A 16,889-nucleotide genomic window follows, 5' to 3' on the forward strand; every position below is an offset into this window, starting at 1 on the left:
CATATAAATCTGGGAGGGTTTCAAAAATGGACGAAAAAGAACGCGAACTGCGGCAGAGACTTGCCGCTAAGTTGGAAGAAGCGCGCCGATTGATGGCTGAGAGTAAAATGGAAGAAGCGCGCAGCGCAACAAGCGAGGCTAAGCAGCTTCGAGAGCAAATTGATTTGCTTAAGGAATTGCGTGACACGGATACGCCAGGTGCTACGGTTCCGGTTGAACCGGAGGCTCGTGGTAATCAATCTGGTAATCCAGCAGCATGGTCCGTTCCGTCTTACCGCAGTGCATTCTTGAAAGTATTGCGGAATCGCCCGCTGACAGGTGACGAACAGCGGCTAGTGGAAGAAGTCGAGCTGGAAGTTCGCGCTGGCATGCAGGGCGGTGTTGGCGAAGATGGTGGACTAATTGTGCCACAGGATATCCAGACGATGATCCATGAGTTGAAGCGTGAATTCGTGTCACTCGAACCTTATGTGACCGTGGAGCCGGTATCAACTCGTTCGGGCTCACGCGTAATTGAGAAGAACGCTGATATCACGCCATTCGCGGAGATTACGGAAATGACGGATATCGGTGATCTCGACAATCCGAAATTTAAACCGCTTGCTTACACCATTAAGGATCGAGGCGGAATCTTACCAATCTCCAACACGTTACTTAATGACACAGACCAGAATTTGATGCAATACATTGCAAGATGGATTGCAAAGAAGTCGGTCGTTACGCGGAACAAGCTGATTCTAGACAAGCTCGCGGCACTTACCAGAAAACCGATTGCTAATTTGGATAGCATTAAGAAGATTCTTAACGTTGATCTCGATCCGAATATCGCCCTTAATGCAATTATCCTTACGAACCAGGACGGCTTTAATTACTTGGATAACCAGAAGGATGCTGACGGAAAGGACTTGCTTCAACCGGACCCAACACAGCCAAGTCGTAAGTTGCTGAAGGGTAAACCGATCGTGGTGCTTGCTAATCGTTGGTTGCCCTCGACAGGTACAACAACGAAAAAGGCTCCGATCTACATTGGTGACCTGAAGGAATTTATTGTTCTCTTTGACCGCCAGCAGTATTCCATTACTTCGACCAATGTCGGCGGCAAATCATTTGGCCGAAATACAACAGACGTGCGTGCAATCCAACGTGAAGACCTGCAGCTTTTCGACGACGAGGCAGTCATCGCAGGCGAGATTACACTGCCGTAGGGGAGTGTCCGCTATGCTGACAACTTTGTCTCGCATGAAGAAAGCCCTGCAAATGGATGAGAACGATTCGAGTATGGACGAAACGCTCGCCATGTATGCGGAAGCAGCCTCGCAGAAGATCGAAGCGCACTTAAAGCGGTCATTGAAGCGGGCTATTTATCAGGAACGGGTGAGTGGTTACGCCAACTCCCCGTATCTGAATTTAAAACAGCATCCTATTATCGGTTCCGTATCATTAACAGATATGAACGGCGCCGCGATAGAGCCTGACTTTCTCCTTCCGGAGGAAGGTCGATTGTTCAGGAACTATGGCTGGCCGAACGGCAAACATAACATTATTGTGGAGTATGAAGCTGGCTATGTACTTCCACAAGATGCAAGTCAAGGAAATCCCCGGACACTTCCGGAGCCAATTGAACTTGCTTGCCTATTGTATGCACAGACATTAATGCGAAGTCCAGGAGTAATAGCAGAGCGATTCGGCAATGTCTCCATAACATACACAGAACCGAGTGAAGGTTTACCTCTTGCTGTTTGTTCGTTGTTAGCTCCATATGTAGGGAGCTGGGTGTGAAAATGAACCACTTATTTATTGATCAAGCATCCATCACGCGCAGGAAGGATAATTCAGTTATAGATGCTTGGGGGAAAGCGGAAGTGTTAGAACCAAGCACACACCGTTGCCGGATTGAAAGCGTCGGGCAATTAGTTATTGACCAACACGGCAAGGAAATCACAAGCGGCACTTCAATAACCTTTCTCGGAAGTGTTCCAATCTCATATGAAGACGAGGTACATTGGAACGATGCATTCGGGCATGAAATGGGGAAGACGCCGATCCGAATCGAAGCTATTCGTGATTTTCAAGGAAAAGTACGCACTACCGTGGTGAACCTTCCATGAGTTTCGAAATTAACTTAAACGATGTCTATCGGGGCATCGACTTCGCGGACCAGCGCTTCCGCGCTGCGGCTGAACGGGGCATGCAGAAAGCGATGGAAGAGCTCAAGGCAGATGCACAGGCTGGAGCTCCTAACCTGACTGGCGAACTGCGCCAGCGTGCGCATGTAAGAGTGTCTGTATCGGGATACAGTGTCACTGGGGAAGTATCCTTCTCGCTTTTAAAGAAGAACAAGCGCGGCTGGGCAACGGATGTCGCGCTGTTCTTGCACGAGCACCGGAAATTCAAAGAGCCATCGACGCCAGGTACTGGACCGAAGTACCTTGAACGGCCATTGAAGGCGAAATCAGCGCGGTACCGGGAAATCATTGCACAAGAAATTGCGAAGGAGCTGAGAGGTTAATGCTACGAGCCATTTATGTGGTTGATTATCTCAGGGATGAATTTCCTCTTGCGTACTTCGTAAATGAGTTCCCCGAGAACGCGCCAGATTCGGCTGCATATGTTCAGGTAACAGGTGGGTTTCCTCCAGATCCTGAGTCATCGTATAGGAGAACATCCTTTCAAGTGTTGATTCGGGGCAGTGAATTCGAAATGCAAGAGACCGAAGAATTAGCTCTGGAGATTCACTCTCACTTACACGGGAGAACAGAGTTCGAGCTGCAGACGGGCGGCATGTTCATTCGCCAGTGCGCAGCCGATCAACCAGCCCCGCTGTACATTGGCCGCGACGAGAACAAGCGACCAATGTATAGCTTGAATTTTACATGCGTCTATTTGGAGTGAGGTGAAGGACTTGAAAGATTCTAAATTATTAATCCGATTAACGCTCGCCGATAACCATCAAGTCAATTTCGGCACGGCGGATAAGCCAGATTACAAGACCGACGGAGATGAAGTGAGCTGCGACAAGAAGGCTGCAGCTGCACTTGTAACCGACGGTCTTGCTGTTTATATAAATCAAAGCGAAAACAAGGAGGAAAACACAGATGGCAAGTGATATTACAAAAATTCAGCTCGGTCCGTGTAGAGTGACATTCGATGCCGGACTTGGCGGTACACCGGTTGTGTTCGAAACGACACAAGGCGGGGTGCTTTTAAATTATGATGAGACCTCGCGTGAGATCAAGGTTGATCAATTCGGTGATACACCTGTTGGCGAAATCATCATTGGCAGAAATGCTTCAATAGAAGTGCCATTTGCTGAAAAGGATCTGGACAAGCTCTCTAAAATCATCCCAGGCTCTAAGCTTACGACAAATGGCACGGCTCCAACCAAGAAACGGGTGGATATCGATGCATCGAAAGTCATTAACCTCTTAAGTATTGCTAAGATGGTGAAACTCGAACCGCTCGCTGCTGATGCAACGCCAAATGATGCTATTGTTTTGTATAAGGCAGCGCCAAGAACAAACCTGAAATATAAGTTCAGTTACGACGGAGAACTGATCACAAATGTAACGTTTAAAGCGTATCCGGACACTGCAACGGGATATCTTGTCGCATTTGGTGACATAACGGCGTAATTACAACAAAGCAAGAAGAGCCCTGAAGAGGGTTCTTCTTCTTTTTTTAAGGAGGCTAAGAGGCATGCAATGGTTTAGAAAACAAGAAGATCAGGATCAGGATTTTGTCATGTTCGGAGAAAAACGGGTTGATATTCCAAAGCTCACCGTTGCGAAGTGGAAGGCACTGTTCGGCAAGGTCGAAACACTGCCCCAGCTCCTGTTGGACGTGATCGCTTCTCGCCAAACTTCGGATTTTACGGCGACTGTGTTGGTTGGCATTCAAATGGCTTTTGATGAGATCGTAGAACTCGTCGCTGTGCTGACTGAGCTGGAACCGGCGTGGATCGAAGAGAATGTCGACCACAATGAGTTGATTCAATTCATTTCGAGGACTGTCCAACGGAACAATTTAAATGAAGCTGCAAAAAAGTTCCTCGCCCCGTTCGGCAAGCTACTTCAAAGCAAGCCGGTCGCGGGCCGGTAACGCTAGACGAATGGCTGGCGGAGGCGGCTCTGAAGCTTGGAACGACGCAACTGCGATTGGAAAACGACTTCTACATGGTAGATCTCCCGCAGCTCCTATACAAGTTGGAACTGAAGATAGCCGAGGAGCGAGTGATCAATCTGCTTTCAATCTGTGCGCCAAACATGGAGCAGGAGAAATTTGAGCAATTTTATCAGTCTATTAGCGGTATTTTGCACCAAGTATCTGAGAACGATGACAATAAATTCGATGCAGAGGGCTTGGCGAAACTTCGGAGACGGCTGCAGGGGGGTGGAGAGTAGATGTCAGGAGCTACGGCGAACGCAACGGATGTCGGCGCGATCAGAGCTAGAATGGAACTCGATGCAAGCGGTTTTAATGAATCGCTATCGAAAGCTAAGCAGACCATGAGCACGTCCACGAACGAGGCGCGCCAAGTAACAAAGCAAATTCGGGATTTAGGAAAGTCCCTTACTGATACCGGTATGAGTGCTAAGGAAATGCGTCAAATTCAGAGGGAGATTCGTGAGGTTAAGCCGGAACTTCTTGAGCAGGAATTAAAGCGGGTCGAGATTCAGCTACGCAAGCTTGGCGCGAGCAGTGAGATGATCGAGAAGGTTAAGCAGAAGATGCGCGAAGCGCAGCAAGAGACCAAGGAATCCATTAACCGCGTGGAGGCCTTAAGCAATGCCCTTATCGCGCTAGGAGCGGGGGCAGCGCTAGGAAAGCTAATTGGTGAAATTGAGACTCTTGCCGATAAAGCCAACGCTTATATTAACGCACAGCGCGGGCTAGAAGAGGTATCAAAGGCGTTAGGGGTAAATGTCAAAGAAACCATTGATCTGGTACAAGATCTGGTCGACCGTGGATTTTTGAATCTTGCCCAGGCCTCTGGGACGGTAAAGACCCTTCTAGCGTCTGGACTAAATTTGGATCAGACCAAGAACCTGATTCTCGCGACAGCGGACGCCGCAGCATATAACCGTGAAGCTCACCTAAGTTGGGGAGAAGCCATTGAACAGGTTGCTCAAGGGGTAAAGACGGGCAACTCGGAATTGACAGACGCTGCGGGGATTACGACGAACCTGAGCGTTATGTACGATCGTTACGCCGGCTCTATTGGCACAACCGCTGATAAGCTTTCGGATGCACAAAAGACACTGGCTGCGTACAACGGCATTATGCAGGAATCGTCGATGTACACCGGTAATGCAGCTACAGCAATGGAAGGTTATAACGGTACTCAAGCGCAGTTCAGTCAAACGATACAGACGGCCGAAGCGGAGCTAGGCGAGGCTTTTCTTCCTTTGCTTCAGGAGCTAATGGGGCTCGTTATACCAATTATCAAATCCATCGGAGACTGGGCAAAAGAGCATCAAGGACTCGCAGTAGGAATGGCAGCAGGGACCGCAGCTGTGCTCGCAATAACGGCAGCTGTCACGGCGTTAGTGCCTCTGATTTACACTTTAACAACGGCATTAGCGGGCTTGGAGATCGCGCTTGGTCCAATCGGTTTAGCAATCGCCGCGATTGGCCTTGTTGTTGGAGGGTTTGCTGCGTATACTGCAGGCGCTTCCTCAGCTTCTCAGTCTGCGCTGGAATTCGCCAGCTCGCAAGAGATCCTGAATGCCAAGCTGATGCAGTCACCGCTTAATATGCAAGTCGAAGAATTCAAGAAGCTGACGGCTAGCATTGAGACATTAAACCCGATCATGGAAAAGCGCAATGCATTAATGGATGATTACAACAAGAGAATGGCACTTGCTCAGAGTGGCAAGGGGAACATCGACAATACGCATGAAATTTATGAGCTCGCAGATGCCATAAAGAGCTTAGACAAGGAGCTCCGAGGGCTCGGTTTTGAGTCGGGGGATGCCGCCGCAGACGCACTCGGTCGTATGAAGGAGCAAGCGAAAGGGGCCGCAGGCGCTCAGGTGGCACTAGAAGAAGAAAACGTTCGAGTGGTATCTGGGCAAGTTAAGCATATCGACGCTATGAACAAGCTACAGAAGCAATACGAGCAGCTGAGCAGTAAGGAAAAACTATCGGCGCAGCAAAAGCAGCAGCTCGCACAGACGGTGGAGCAACTTAAGCGAGAGTATCCGGATTTACTTGTGCAGCTTGATGAAGAAGGAAAATGGCATATCAATAATGTCGATGCTCTCAAACAGCTGATAGATGCAGAGAAAAGCACCGTCGATGCCGCCGCCGAAGGATCTAAGCAGCGTCTTGAGATTGCAAAAAATGAGGCACAGACGCGAATTGATTTACTTAAACCACAGTTGGCAGCGATGCAAGCGCTAGAAAATAAACCGATACCTGAACCAACGGTACCTGGTCTCGGTAACTTTACTCAAGATGCGTTAAAGCGCACGCTGAAGAACGCCATTAAAGATACTTCTGGCCAGATTAATACCGCGCAAGCAACTGTTCTACAAGCAGAGCGTGATGTCGATGCGATCACCGTTGGCAATTACAGCATCTTTGATAAACCGCTGCCTGGCAGCGCCACTACTCCAGATAAGGGGAAAGGGAAAGGGAAGGGCAAGGGTAAGACTGCTGCAGAGATCCAACAAGAGCAGTACCAATCATCTCTGAAATACATAGAACGGAAGCGGCAATTGAACCAAATGTCTGAAGCAGACGAGCTCCAATCTCTTGAACGGTTGCAGGGACGCTACCAGAAGAACAGCGAGATCCGGCAGGATCTTGAAGTCCGCGTGTATCAGCTCAAACAGCAAATGAACAAGGAAGAGAAAGAGCAACTGGATGAACAGCGCAGAAAGAAAGAAGAAGAAGCGAAGAAGCTTACTCAAGCTCAACAGGACCAGTACCAGACATCGTTGAAATTTATCGACAGGCAGCGAAGCTTGAACCAGATGTCTGACAGTGAGGAGCTTCAAGCGCTTCAGCGGCTGAAGGAGCGGTACAAAGATAACAGTGAGATCCGACAGGAACTTGAAGTGCGCATCTACCAGCTGAAGGAACAAATGGGCGATAAAGAAGAGCAGCATCAAGAAGAGCTGCTTAAGGAAAGTGAAGAGGCTGCGAGGACGAAGTTCGAGGCATCGAGCGAGTGGAGCGAACAGGAAGAGAAGCGGATGCGTTTGGCTGGAAAATCTGAAGCGGACATTACTGTTATGAAGCTGGAAGCGTGGACACGTGTAAGAGACCGTTATGCAAAAGACTCCGAGTTTTACAAGCAGGCAGACAATGAGGTCTACGAGAATAAGATAGACCTCATGCAGCGAGAAGAGGACAAACAGAAAGAAATCGAGAGCGATCGGAAGGAGCACATTAAGCAAGCATCTGATGTTGCCCTGGATGCGATTGAGCGAGAGAAACAAGCTGAGCTTGATGCGCTGGACGAGCGTCGAAAGGAAATCGAGCATTTTTACGATGGGCAGAAAGAAGCGATTGACGACTCAGAGCGAGTCATTGAGCGCAAGGCACTCATCGCTGACCTTGAAAAATATCGTCTTGCCACCTCGGAGCAGGGAAAACAGAAATACAAGGAGCTCCAAGATAAGCTGCGCCAAATGGATAACGAGGACGAAAAGCGCAAACTGGATAAAGAACGGCAGGACAAACTAGATGACCTCGAACAGAAAAAAGATGACATCGAATCGTGGTACGATGACCTGAAACAAGCCTTCGTGGATTACAGCGGGGATATGAAGCCCCTTTATCAGCTGCTCGAAGATGAGCGATTTAAGGTATTTTCGGCTACCAATGCTAAGATTAGGGCGGAGCTTGCAGCTCTGGCAAGTGAATATGCTAGGTTGTCAAGTGCGGTTGGATCTTCCTCAGGTACCGGAATAACGGACACCGGAACAGCTAGTTCGTCAACAAGCTCATCTTCATCAAATTCCCAAGGTGGAGGTGGAGTGATGGACACCGGAACAGCTACCGCGACAACAAGCTCATCTTCATCAAATACTGGTCGGAAGTTTAAGGACACGCTCGCCAATGGTGCAGTGTGGTCACCGGAGGCCGGGGGTTATGTTCTTGACGGTCGCGTAGTAAGCACAACACCCGTGTATTATCACACAGGCGGCATTGCCGGTCAGGTACCGTTTCGAATCGGCGATAAGTTGATGCCGGATGAGCTCCACTCCATTCTTCGAATGGGTGAAGTCACGTTGACTCCGAAGCAAGTAGGGTCACTAGTCGCTTCGACTCAAAATCAGCAAGCAGCACCGATCATTAATAATTATAATGCACCGCTTGTACAACACAGCGGTGATGTGCGTTTGGAAGACCAGGCTGATATACAGAGCTACTGGGGCGAACGTGATGCGGTTGCACAACGAATGCTAGCTAGGGGTGAACGTTTATGACGGTCGATAACGACGGAGCGACGTTCGATGGCATCAGTTTCGCTTCTCTTGGCCTTAAGCTCGTAAAGTCGAATATTCCATTATTGCCGGAAACGCGTCAAACGGAGGCTGAAATACCTGGACTGGATGGATCACTAGATATGGGTGCGGAATACGGCCCTCGTCTCATCGAGCTTGAAGTAATATTACAGGAGTCAAGTGAGATACAATATCAAAACAAGTTGCAACAATTGGCGAAGCTTTTTAATGCTCGTGCGGGAGCAAAATCGCTTGTTCTTGACCGGATGCCTGGTAAGCGGTGGTTATGCAAATACAACGGCAGTATTGGAATCGAGAAGCTGCTACAACTTGGGTCATTCACCTTGCCACTAAAAGCGTTTAGCCCATTCTCAGAGAGCGTGCATCATACAACGTATCCATTGAGATATGGGCAAGGGTACACTTATGGCATGGGGCTAAGGCGAGGAAGTCAGTATTCATTTGCCGTGAAGTCTTCACCTCAGCTAATCACTGTGCATCATGCGGGGACTCACGAGGCGTATCCCGTCATAACGATCACCGGTTCTGCATCGAACTTGACGATAACCAATACGACAACCGGAGAGTCTTGCAGCGTGAACGTCACGCTTGGGCCAACGGATGTACTGGAGCTTAATTGCGCTCCGATGGAGCAGACGGCAAAGAAGAACGGAATCAACGTCTTAGGCTTATTTTCCGGACGATTCCCGAAGCTAATTGAGGGTCTGAATAGTCTCACCATTACAGCGACCAGTCCAAACATGACGGTCGCTTTTCGTTTTCGGCACACTTACTTATATTAGAAAGGAGCTTGCCTATGAGTCGCTTTAAAACGATTAGTCAGGAACTAGACCTGCAGTCGCAAATTGACCTGCAGTCTAACTTTGATCAAGCGGATGCGGATCTCACTAGCCAACAGCAACAGATTACAACTGAGCAGCAGTTACGAATCACAGCCGACTCCGCTCACGCCAATGCGACAACAGCGCACACGGCCACGCAGATCGAATACACAACGGGCACAAGCGTTAAGGCGAAATTGGATGCACAGCAAGCGCAGATTAACAATATTATTGGGTCAGCTGGCAGCGGAAACTCAGAGATTGTGGATGCCCGCCTTGGCGCGGATGGAACTGCCCGATCAACGCTCGGAACTCTAGTACGAGAAATTCATGCACAGCAGATCGAGACAGCAACACAGTCGGTTACGCTCGCGCACGGCTTGAACATTATTTAGGAAAGGAGGAGCTGACATGGTTGCACAAGCAAGTACAGCCAAGGTGACGATTTATGGGAGAACCCTTGTTAATTTACTTGGGACCGATGGTAATTGCGAAGATAAGAGCAAGTGGACCTTTATCGGGAATAGTGCCTCAGACGATACCACTACTTTTGTGTACGGTAGCAGATCAATAAAGCTGGTTCCAACTTCAAACCACAATATCATGAAGCGCCAAGTAGCCTTAACCATAGGCAAGTACTATTTGCTAATGGCTCAAGCCAATCAGTCACCTACAGCAACGGGTTACAAGATTGTACAAAGAAACTCGGATATCGCGGATGGAACAGTCGATGCATCTCAAAATATGACGATTGATGGAACTTGGAGAACTGGTTACATTAAGTTCTCTCCTACAGTCTCAAATCCTTATATAGGCTTATATCGCGGTGGCAGTGATAGTGTGGATAAGACTGCATTCGTTGACGGGTTCCGTTTATACGAGGTTGACGCTGCAACGTATGCTAAAATCGACGTCGATCCCGAGTATTCCGGAGACAAGTTGGCGGACAAGTTTCCGTATGTCGATAGCGCCAAGCACGTACAAGGTGCTACGGTTCGTAAGGCAGGGAAGAATCTATTAAGCGCATATGTCGATTCATTAACAACCAGTGGTTCGCAGTCTGTACCTTATGTTCTCGATACATTCGGGACCGGTTCCAATAAATTCAACCTAAACGCCGCTCCATCTCAGCAGTATTCTATTTCATTTACAGCAGAAGGTTCGGATGCCCTTTTCTCTATATACAGCGTAAATGCGAGTGGAGCTCAGGAGTCGCCCGCACTCTATTTATCTCCAGGTGCCGGAACGAAAAACGGAACATTCACGACAAGGTCTACGACTGTCGCATTAGTTGTATACCTACAGTCAAACACATCGGCGGCCGTAAGGTTCTCTAACTGGCAGCTCGAACTAGGTTCCGTTGCAACATCATTCAAACCACACAATGCTGATTACATTTACCTTCAAACTAATCTCGCTTCAAAACCCGACGGAAGTGTTAGAGACTTGGCCTATGAGCGAGAAGGAATATGGTACAAGGAAAAGTTGTGGGTAACAGGAGTTGTTTTGGACGGATCGGCAGCTTGGTCAAATCATGCTGCACCATTATACGCAGGTTCAAAACGTGTGTATCTAAATAACACTGGACAAAATTGGGTGGCATCCGGGGCTTCGGAAGATAAGAGCCGTGTAACGCGATTCGATGGGGTTATTATACCCAACATTGATCCTGGTATAGTTACGGATGCTCAAGTTATTAGTGGTGGCGGACCTTTTAACTTATATATGTCAGTTTCGAATGCTTTAACCGGTTTTGGCGATTCATACGTGCCGAGCAATGCCGATTGGAAAGCGTATTTTTATGGGTGGAAGATGAATAATGGGACATTCGGTACACCATATGATGGAACCGGGACAAAGACTTGGACTGTGTGGAATGCAACGAGTAATACAGGGGCTGTAACGACGGCGCCGACTTCGATGGCAGCAGGATGGACTCCTTACACGATTGATTATGTCCTGGCACAATCAATTGAAGAAGTCATCTTAGGCGGGGAAGGGGTTATTTCTCTTGCATCTGGTGGCAATCAGGTTGAATTACTAGAGGGTGTCGTGCTACGAGAAAAAGTAGTGCCAACAACGGGAGGATCAACAGCTGATTATCATATTAATGCTGTAGGAGTACCGAGTGCTAGTGATAATCCCCTGAAATATAGAAACTCTAAAATCTTGAAAGTTTTCAAGAACGGGGTAGATGATACTGCAAACTGGTCGTTTGTCGTAACTCTTGCTTACGGATCGCAGCGGGTGTATCAATCTAAAACTATTTTCGATGCATCTGCCGAATATACCGTCACCTATACCGTTCTCGATAAACACACCTATACGGCCAACGCAATCGAAGCCAAGGTCGAATATCAATCTACGGCCAAGAGCATCCAAGGAGTTATCGTACAGCAAGCGGCCGACAACACGACGCAAATCGAAATCTTGGTCCGAAGCATGGCCGAAATGTACAAGCGCGTGAAAGCGTTGGGAGGGTAAACGATGAATTTAGCAGCTATTCGTGAATTTTGCATCCAGCACGGCATTCCTCCCGAGGAGCTAGATCAGCTTACCGAACCGCCTGTCATCCGCGATATTGGAAAAGCGCTGACACTTTCCATGCAAAATGATGATGACCTCGGATCGACAATGGTCGGCATTATGATTATGGTCGATGAACTATCTGCTAAGACCGCAGCTCTTGAGCAGCGGATAGTCCAACTGGAAGGAGGCGCTGTGTAATGCTTACCTATTACCGCTATAAACTCGAAAAGGGCATGATGACATTAGCGGACGTACCTGAACCATATCGGACGCAACTGCAGGGACCTTTAAACACAGATCAAGGCGATGGTGAGGAATGATATCCAGACTTGAATTATGGGACCAAGCGGGGCGGTTGGCGTTTTTGCCAGCCGCTTCTTCTGTTCGAATCCGTGAAGTGCTGAACGGAGAATATTTCGTTTCGTTCGAGCACCCTAAGTCTCCAGGCAGTGATGAGCGATATACCGGTTTGATAACTGACAACGAAATCCGGTTCCCTTCCGACATAGAAGGAGGTCAACGATTTGTCATTAAGCACGAGTCCGGTGGCAGGAAAGACAAGGTGAAGAAGAATCTAGAGGCACACCATATTGCCATTACGTTTGGTCAGTATTTCTTTGACTCTTACATCGACTTCGCTGCGGCACAACTACCGGGACCATTACTCACCCAACTGTTTGCAGGTACACCGTTTAACTACACAGTCAACGGTGTGTTTTCGCCGCAAGACATTTTCGACTGGGGAGAAAAATCGCGTCTGGCATGTCTCTATGATCTATGCGAAGTTTTTGGTGCGGAGCTTACGTTCAACAATCAGTCCATAACCTTCAGCACACGCAGGGGAGCTGACAATGGTGAGCAGATTCGGTATCGGAAAAATCTGAAAGGGATCGAGCGGACCGTCCATACGATGGATCGTGTGACAAGACTTTACGGGTATGGCAAGGATGGATTAACCATCGAGGGGATGTCAGGGCACGCCACGAAATACATTGACTCATCCTACTATGATTCGCAGCGTCCATACGAAGCAAAGCAGGAATGGCCCGATATTGATGATCAGGGGCGACTCTTGGCTGCCATGCAAAAGTACCTGTCGGAGAACGAGCTTCCGAAGGTAAGCTACGAAGTCGATCTCGTCGATTTATTCAAAGCCGGAATTGCAGTTGGTTTTATCGGCGTAGGCGATACAGTGCGCGTAATTGACGAAGAGTTAGGATTCGACTTTAATACTCGGGTATTGGAATATGAGCGTTACCCGTTCGAACCACAACATCCACGCTTAGTACTCGGAAACTTCCAAGATCGGGGCATGTCGGATTACATGCTGACGTATCGTCGTAAGCAGCGTGAGATTGAGGCAACTTTGTCTAGGCGAGCTGCTGAGCTCGATCTGCAGCAAGCCCAGCTCGCTCAGGCACAAACTGATCTGTCTAATTATATTGATGGTGCATTTAAAGACGGTGTCATTACGATTGCAGAAGCACAGGCAATTGCGGAGCATAAGCTTCAGCTGGCAAACGAAAGAGCGGATGTGGACGCAGAGTATGCTAACGTGTACAACAATACGTATTTCACTAACGCTACGCTAAAGTCTGCGCTAGGATCAGGTAAAACGAACTATGATACCGCGTACACAGCGCTTATATCCGCCATCGACACTGCAATTGCTGACAGTAGTATAACGTCGACGGAGCGGAACAATGTGACAGCAAAATTCACTGATTTGAACGGCAAGCTTGCTCTGCTGCGCCAAGCGCTTCAGAATAGCTGGGCATTCATATCACAGACTGCCGTGGATAAAGTTGCAGGACAAGGTATTGTTAGTGGTGGGATTATTTCGATACAAAACCGCACTCAAACGGTGATCAAGACGACGCTTACCCAAGCAGTGACCGGCACTGCGGCCACAGTAATTAATGTTGCAAGCACGGCTTCGTTTGATGCGAGCGGAATAGCATATGCTAGCTCAGCGAGTGGTAGTGATATAACTGATTTCAATTATACTGGGAAAACTGCAACCTCCTTTACTGGTGTTTCTGGGTTGGATGTCACCTTACCCCTTCCGGCAAGTGCTTATTTGTTTAGTCGTCCACAAGGAGACATCGTTGTATCGGCAATGGAGGTTATCATGCCGGACGGTAAATATTTGACCATCCCGGAAACGCGCTTCGCAGCTCAGATACTTGGTGCAGGCTTCTCAGATTTTGACGGATGGGAGTTTCGGTATCTTTATGTCGATTCTGGAGGCGTTGTACGACTTACAAATGCAGGTACGAGCGGGGGCTGGACGGCGTATCCTCCTAACCCTCCTACTGGTAGTATTCGGATTGGATATATTCTTATCGGTTTTGGCAAAGAAGACCCGGACGGCGGGCTAAATAGTTCCAAGGATTTTGGAACAGATGGCTTCCCAGTATTCAAGGAAAAGATTTACCATGACGTTCGGTACCGCGATGAGAGAGCAATTCGAGCGGTTGCCGGAGACATTGCTTATGGTGGTGTGCCCTACGGTGCACAGACGCTGGCCGTGAGTGCGGCAGCCGGAACGTATCAAACGTACTATGTGCAGATTGGGGCGGGTCGCCGTAGTGTTAACCTGTCGCTCTCATTGGATGATGGCAGCGGTTATGACAATTACACCTATGGGGCTCAGCTGACTGTTGGTCGGAAGGCTGCAAACAACGCAGACGGACTAGGGCGATCCTTGTGGGCGACATACGTCGATGTGGATAATGTACGCGGGCACGTGAATGGGCAACGTAATCTGTCTCCATATGGCGTACATGTCTTATCTCCCCGTGTATGGAACAAGACCTACACAATGCTCTTTGATGTGGATTTGACGCCGGACCCAAATAATGGCGGCGTTATTGCATTCAAGCTTACGTTCCGCAATTACAGCGGTAGTGTCTCTGAAAGCTTCAATTTAAAACTAAACTGGCATGCTTTATAAGCTCCGCTCTCGCGGAGCTTATTTTATTGCCAAAAGGGGAGAGGGAAATGAACAGATTTATTAGATCGCTTTTTAGCCTGGACACGCTCATCAAACCAGCAAATGGGATTATAGCATCGGTTGGTGCAGCAATCTCGCCAATAATTAGCCGAGCAACAGAGAGCGGGAAGTTCTGGGCGTTCGCATTGTTCTTTGCAATCGTCATTGCAGATTGGATCGCCGGTACTGCCGCGGCGAAGAAAACAGAGACGTATCGGAGTGAGTACGGACAAACGGGAGCTTTGCGAACTGTTTTCCTGTTGTTTATACCGTTTATCGGCATGCTGTTGGACAAGGTTGCATCCTCCACATTTGGAGTAAGTCAACCGGGTGTTGCCTTTTACGGTCTCACGTTCATGCTCGCGTACCACAGCTGGGAGAGTATGACGGCAAATACGTTTAGAGCAGGCTGGGGGCGGTGGATTCCGAAGAAGGTACTCAATTTTGTATCGTCTGAAATCAAGGCAAAGGGACAAAGGGCTTTAAATATGATGGAAACTTCGAGAGGAGAGGTTAAGGATGCAGGCAAAACAAGCAAGTGACATTAAGGTGATTGACGTATCCAAATGGCAAGACAAGATTGATTGGAAGGTAGTTAAGGTTAATGGTGTACAAGGCGTGTTTATTAAGGCAACTGAAGGAGCGAGCAGAGTAGACCTCAAGCTTTCCTCACATGCCGAAGGCGCGCAGCGCGTCGGAATGCCGTATGGCCTTTATCATTACGCTCATCCTAATCTTAACGATCCACTTAAAGAGGCGGCATGCTTCGTAGCTACCGTAAAGCTGTACAAGCCTGTGTTCCCGCATGTGCTGGATGTTGAAGGTGAAGAGATGGCGAAAAAGGTCGGTGCGGAGAAGCTAACGGCTTGGTGTGTAGCGTGGTTGCAGGAGGTAGAACGCCTTACAGGTCATCCGGCGATGATTTACACAGGCGCGAGCTTTGCGCGGTCCTATCTTGGCAAGAAACTTGCCAAATGGCCGCTTTGGGTGGCTCATTACGGAGTAGAGCAACCCATGAGCAACAGTACGTGGCAGCAGTGGGCAGTATTCCAGTACACCGATATCGGACACATTGATGGCATCAGCGGAAATGTTGATACAGATGCGATGGAGCGAGTCTTTTACGACAAATATGTTCATCCGAATGTGCCGCAACCATTAGGTGAGGACAATATCCCGGTGATTGTCAATGATAACCTGGTAGCTTACGGTCGCGTTATTGACGGTCATGTGTACTTACCGTTACGTCCGCTGGGCGATGCACTCGGTGCAAAAGTACATTGGGACGCATCAGCTGCTACAGCGTATCTCAACGGCAAGGCTGTTGGTGGTTTCAAGCTACGCGAGGGAAGAACGTATATCGGCGTCAGAGTTGCAGCCGTGATGCTTGGCGGGAATGTAGCCTGGGACGGTCAGACAAAGAAAGTATATTTTAATAAGTGATTGTTCCAGTGTGTTGGCAGCTCTGCTCAAATCTCCAAGCGCTTGGGGATTTGAGCAGGGCTTTTTTATATTCATTCAGTCTCTACTGAAAGGGCAGCGTTTTCGTCATGAATGATTACTACTGACAGGAAGTGTTTGTACCAAGAAGGAAGGACAGCTAGCTAAGCGGATTGAATCATTCCTAGTCTTTGAAAGGGAGATCGTATATCATTAAGCAGATACATTTGAAGAGGTTGTGAGAATTTGAAACCAAAACTCGGCAAGTCTTTACAGAAAGCCAATAATTGTTTGCATAATGCGAGTACCCTATATAATAGTATGAAATTCAAAGAAAATCTCAGTATGGATGAAATCGTGCAAACATGCTCATTTGTAGGTATGGAATACATTCATGGCATTGGACATTTGTTTGTCACGGATTATAACCCAAATCCCAAAATGACTGAGTATGACTATTCGTTCATGTACAACATTAATGAATATGATACAAAGATGGCGTTTGAGGCTGTACGAGGATATATCTCATGTCGATCCCTTATTGGAACTCCTACTGTCAACCATACCTATGCGGTTAAAATACTCCAACATTGTTGTTTAATATTAAGGGATAAATTGGATTCGCTT

Annotated in this window: 17 protein-coding genes; all 17 read left to right on the plus strand. The window is 48.2% G+C overall.

The genetic code is table 11. The features are described 5' to 3' along the window. Positions 1-26 precede the first annotated feature (26 nt). On the plus strand, positions 27-1,205 hold the full coding sequence (locus BMY11_RS04280) for a phage major capsid protein (protein WP_090573199.1): 1,179 nt from the start codon (positions 27-29) through the stop codon (positions 1,203-1,205). Between the two features lie 13 nt (positions 1,206-1,218). Beyond that, positions 1,219-1,779, plus strand: a complete 561-nt coding sequence (locus BMY11_RS04285) for a phage head-tail connector protein (RefSeq protein ID WP_090573200.1) — start codon at positions 1,219-1,221, stop codon at positions 1,777-1,779. 2 nt (positions 1,780-1,781) lie between these two features. Further along, the gene (locus BMY11_RS04290) at positions 1,782-2,108 is read left to right on the plus strand and encodes a hypothetical protein (RefSeq protein WP_090573201.1); all 327 of its coding nucleotides are present in this window, start codon (positions 1,782-1,784) and stop codon (positions 2,106-2,108) included. After that, positions 2,105-2,509, plus strand: a complete 405-nt coding sequence (locus BMY11_RS04295) for an HK97 gp10 family phage protein (RefSeq protein WP_090573202.1) — start codon at positions 2,105-2,107, stop codon at positions 2,507-2,509. The genes BMY11_RS04290 and BMY11_RS04295 overlap by 4 nt, the downstream gene beginning before the upstream one ends. Further along, complete coding sequence (locus BMY11_RS04300; RefSeq protein ID WP_090573203.1) at positions 2,509-2,892, plus strand: minor capsid protein; 384 nt, start codon at positions 2,509-2,511, stop codon at positions 2,890-2,892. The genes BMY11_RS04295 and BMY11_RS04300 overlap by 1 nt, the downstream gene beginning before the upstream one ends. A gap of 10 nt (positions 2,893-2,902) precedes the next feature. Beyond that, positions 2,903-3,106: a hypothetical protein gene (locus tag BMY11_RS04305; protein ID WP_143069203.1), complete on the plus strand. Its 204-nt coding sequence runs from the start codon at positions 2,903-2,905 to the stop codon at positions 3,104-3,106. Continuing rightward, on the plus strand, positions 3,096-3,632 hold the full coding sequence (locus BMY11_RS04310) for a hypothetical protein (protein WP_090573205.1): 537 nt from the start codon (positions 3,096-3,098) through the stop codon (positions 3,630-3,632). The genes BMY11_RS04305 and BMY11_RS04310 overlap by 11 nt, the downstream gene beginning before the upstream one ends. Before the next feature lie 64 nt (positions 3,633-3,696). Beyond that, positions 3,697-4,098, plus strand: coding sequence for a hypothetical protein (locus tag BMY11_RS04315; protein ID WP_090573206.1), 402 nt, complete (start codon positions 3,697-3,699; stop codon positions 4,096-4,098). Positions 4,099-4,202: 104 nt separating this feature from the next. Further along, positions 4,203-4,400, plus strand: a complete 198-nt coding sequence (locus tag BMY11_RS04320) for a hypothetical protein (RefSeq protein WP_143069204.1) — start codon at positions 4,203-4,205, stop codon at positions 4,398-4,400. Further along, the gene (locus BMY11_RS04325) at positions 4,401-8,438 is read left to right on the plus strand and encodes a hypothetical protein (RefSeq protein ID WP_090573208.1); all 4,038 of its coding nucleotides are present in this window, start codon (positions 4,401-4,403) and stop codon (positions 8,436-8,438) included. Further along, positions 8,435-9,259 carry a phage tail family protein gene (locus BMY11_RS04330; protein WP_090573209.1) on the plus strand — a complete coding sequence of 275 codons (825 nt, stop codon included), beginning with the start codon at positions 8,435-8,437 and terminating at the stop codon, positions 9,257-9,259. Before BMY11_RS04325 ends, BMY11_RS04330 begins: the two co-directional genes overlap by 4 nt. A 14-nt stretch (positions 9,260-9,273) precedes the next feature. Next, positions 9,274-9,693: a hypothetical protein gene (locus BMY11_RS04335; RefSeq protein ID WP_090573210.1), complete on the plus strand. Its 420-nt coding sequence runs from the start codon at positions 9,274-9,276 to the stop codon at positions 9,691-9,693. 16 nt (positions 9,694-9,709) lie between these two features. Further along, a complete protein-coding gene (locus BMY11_RS04340; RefSeq protein WP_090573211.1) occupies positions 9,710-11,782 on the plus strand; it encodes a hypothetical protein in 2,073 nt (690 codons plus the stop codon). Positions 11,783-11,785: 3 nt separating this feature from the next. After that, entirely contained in the window at positions 11,786-12,025 is a 240-nt protein-coding gene (locus BMY11_RS04345) for a hypothetical protein (RefSeq protein WP_090573212.1), read from the plus strand. Between the two features lie 118 nt (positions 12,026-12,143). Next, a complete protein-coding gene (locus BMY11_RS04350; RefSeq protein WP_090573213.1) occupies positions 12,144-14,783 on the plus strand; it encodes a phage tail protein in 2,640 nt (879 codons plus the stop codon). A 47-nt stretch (positions 14,784-14,830) separates the two neighbouring features. After that, the gene (locus tag BMY11_RS04355; protein WP_090573214.1) at positions 14,831-15,364 is read left to right on the plus strand and encodes a phage holin family protein; all 534 of its coding nucleotides are present in this window, start codon (positions 14,831-14,833) and stop codon (positions 15,362-15,364) included. Continuing rightward, a complete protein-coding gene (locus BMY11_RS04360; RefSeq protein WP_090573215.1) occupies positions 15,342-16,265 on the plus strand; it encodes a GH25 family lysozyme in 924 nt (307 codons plus the stop codon). The genes BMY11_RS04355 and BMY11_RS04360 overlap by 23 nt, the downstream gene beginning before the upstream one ends. Positions 16,266-16,889: the final 624 nt, after the last annotated feature.

It is taken from the genome of Paenibacillus sp. OV219 (assembly GCF_900110075.1).
Lineage (GTDB): Bacteria > Bacillota > Bacilli > Paenibacillales > Paenibacillaceae > Paenibacillus_Z.

Coding starts and splice junctions, on each gene's coding strand:
- BMY11_RS04285 (WP_090573200.1), top strand. CDS start 1,219: ATGCTGACAACTTTGTCTCGCATGAAGAAAGCCCTGCAAATGGATGAG.
- BMY11_RS04330 (WP_090573209.1), top strand. CDS start 8,435: ATGACGGTCGATAACGACGGAGCGACGTTCGATGGCATCAGTTTCGCT.
- BMY11_RS04335 (WP_090573210.1), top strand. CDS start 9,274: ATGAGTCGCTTTAAAACGATTAGTCAGGAACTAGACCTGCAGTCGCAA.
- BMY11_RS04345 (WP_090573212.1), top strand. CDS start 11,786: ATGAATTTAGCAGCTATTCGTGAATTTTGCATCCAGCACGGCATTCCT.
- BMY11_RS04325 (WP_090573208.1), top strand. CDS start 4,401: ATGTCAGGAGCTACGGCGAACGCAACGGATGTCGGCGCGATCAGAGCT.
- BMY11_RS04315 (WP_090573206.1), top strand. CDS start 3,697: ATGCAATGGTTTAGAAAACAAGAAGATCAGGATCAGGATTTTGTCATG.
- BMY11_RS04340 (WP_090573211.1), top strand. CDS start 9,710: ATGGTTGCACAAGCAAGTACAGCCAAGGTGACGATTTATGGGAGAACC.
- BMY11_RS04355 (WP_090573214.1), top strand. CDS start 14,831: ATGAACAGATTTATTAGATCGCTTTTTAGCCTGGACACGCTCATCAAA.
- BMY11_RS04280 (WP_090573199.1), top strand. CDS start 27: ATGGACGAAAAAGAACGCGAACTGCGGCAGAGACTTGCCGCTAAGTTG.
- BMY11_RS04310 (WP_090573205.1), top strand. CDS start 3,096: ATGGCAAGTGATATTACAAAAATTCAGCTCGGTCCGTGTAGAGTGACA.
- BMY11_RS04360 (WP_090573215.1), top strand. CDS start 15,342: ATGCAGGCAAAACAAGCAAGTGACATTAAGGTGATTGACGTATCCAAA.
- BMY11_RS04290 (WP_090573201.1), top strand. CDS start 1,782: ATGAACCACTTATTTATTGATCAAGCATCCATCACGCGCAGGAAGGAT.
- BMY11_RS04295 (WP_090573202.1), top strand. CDS start 2,105: ATGAGTTTCGAAATTAACTTAAACGATGTCTATCGGGGCATCGACTTC.
- BMY11_RS04300 (WP_090573203.1), top strand. CDS start 2,509: ATGCTACGAGCCATTTATGTGGTTGATTATCTCAGGGATGAATTTCCT.
- BMY11_RS04350 (WP_090573213.1), top strand. CDS start 12,144: ATGATATCCAGACTTGAATTATGGGACCAAGCGGGGCGGTTGGCGTTT.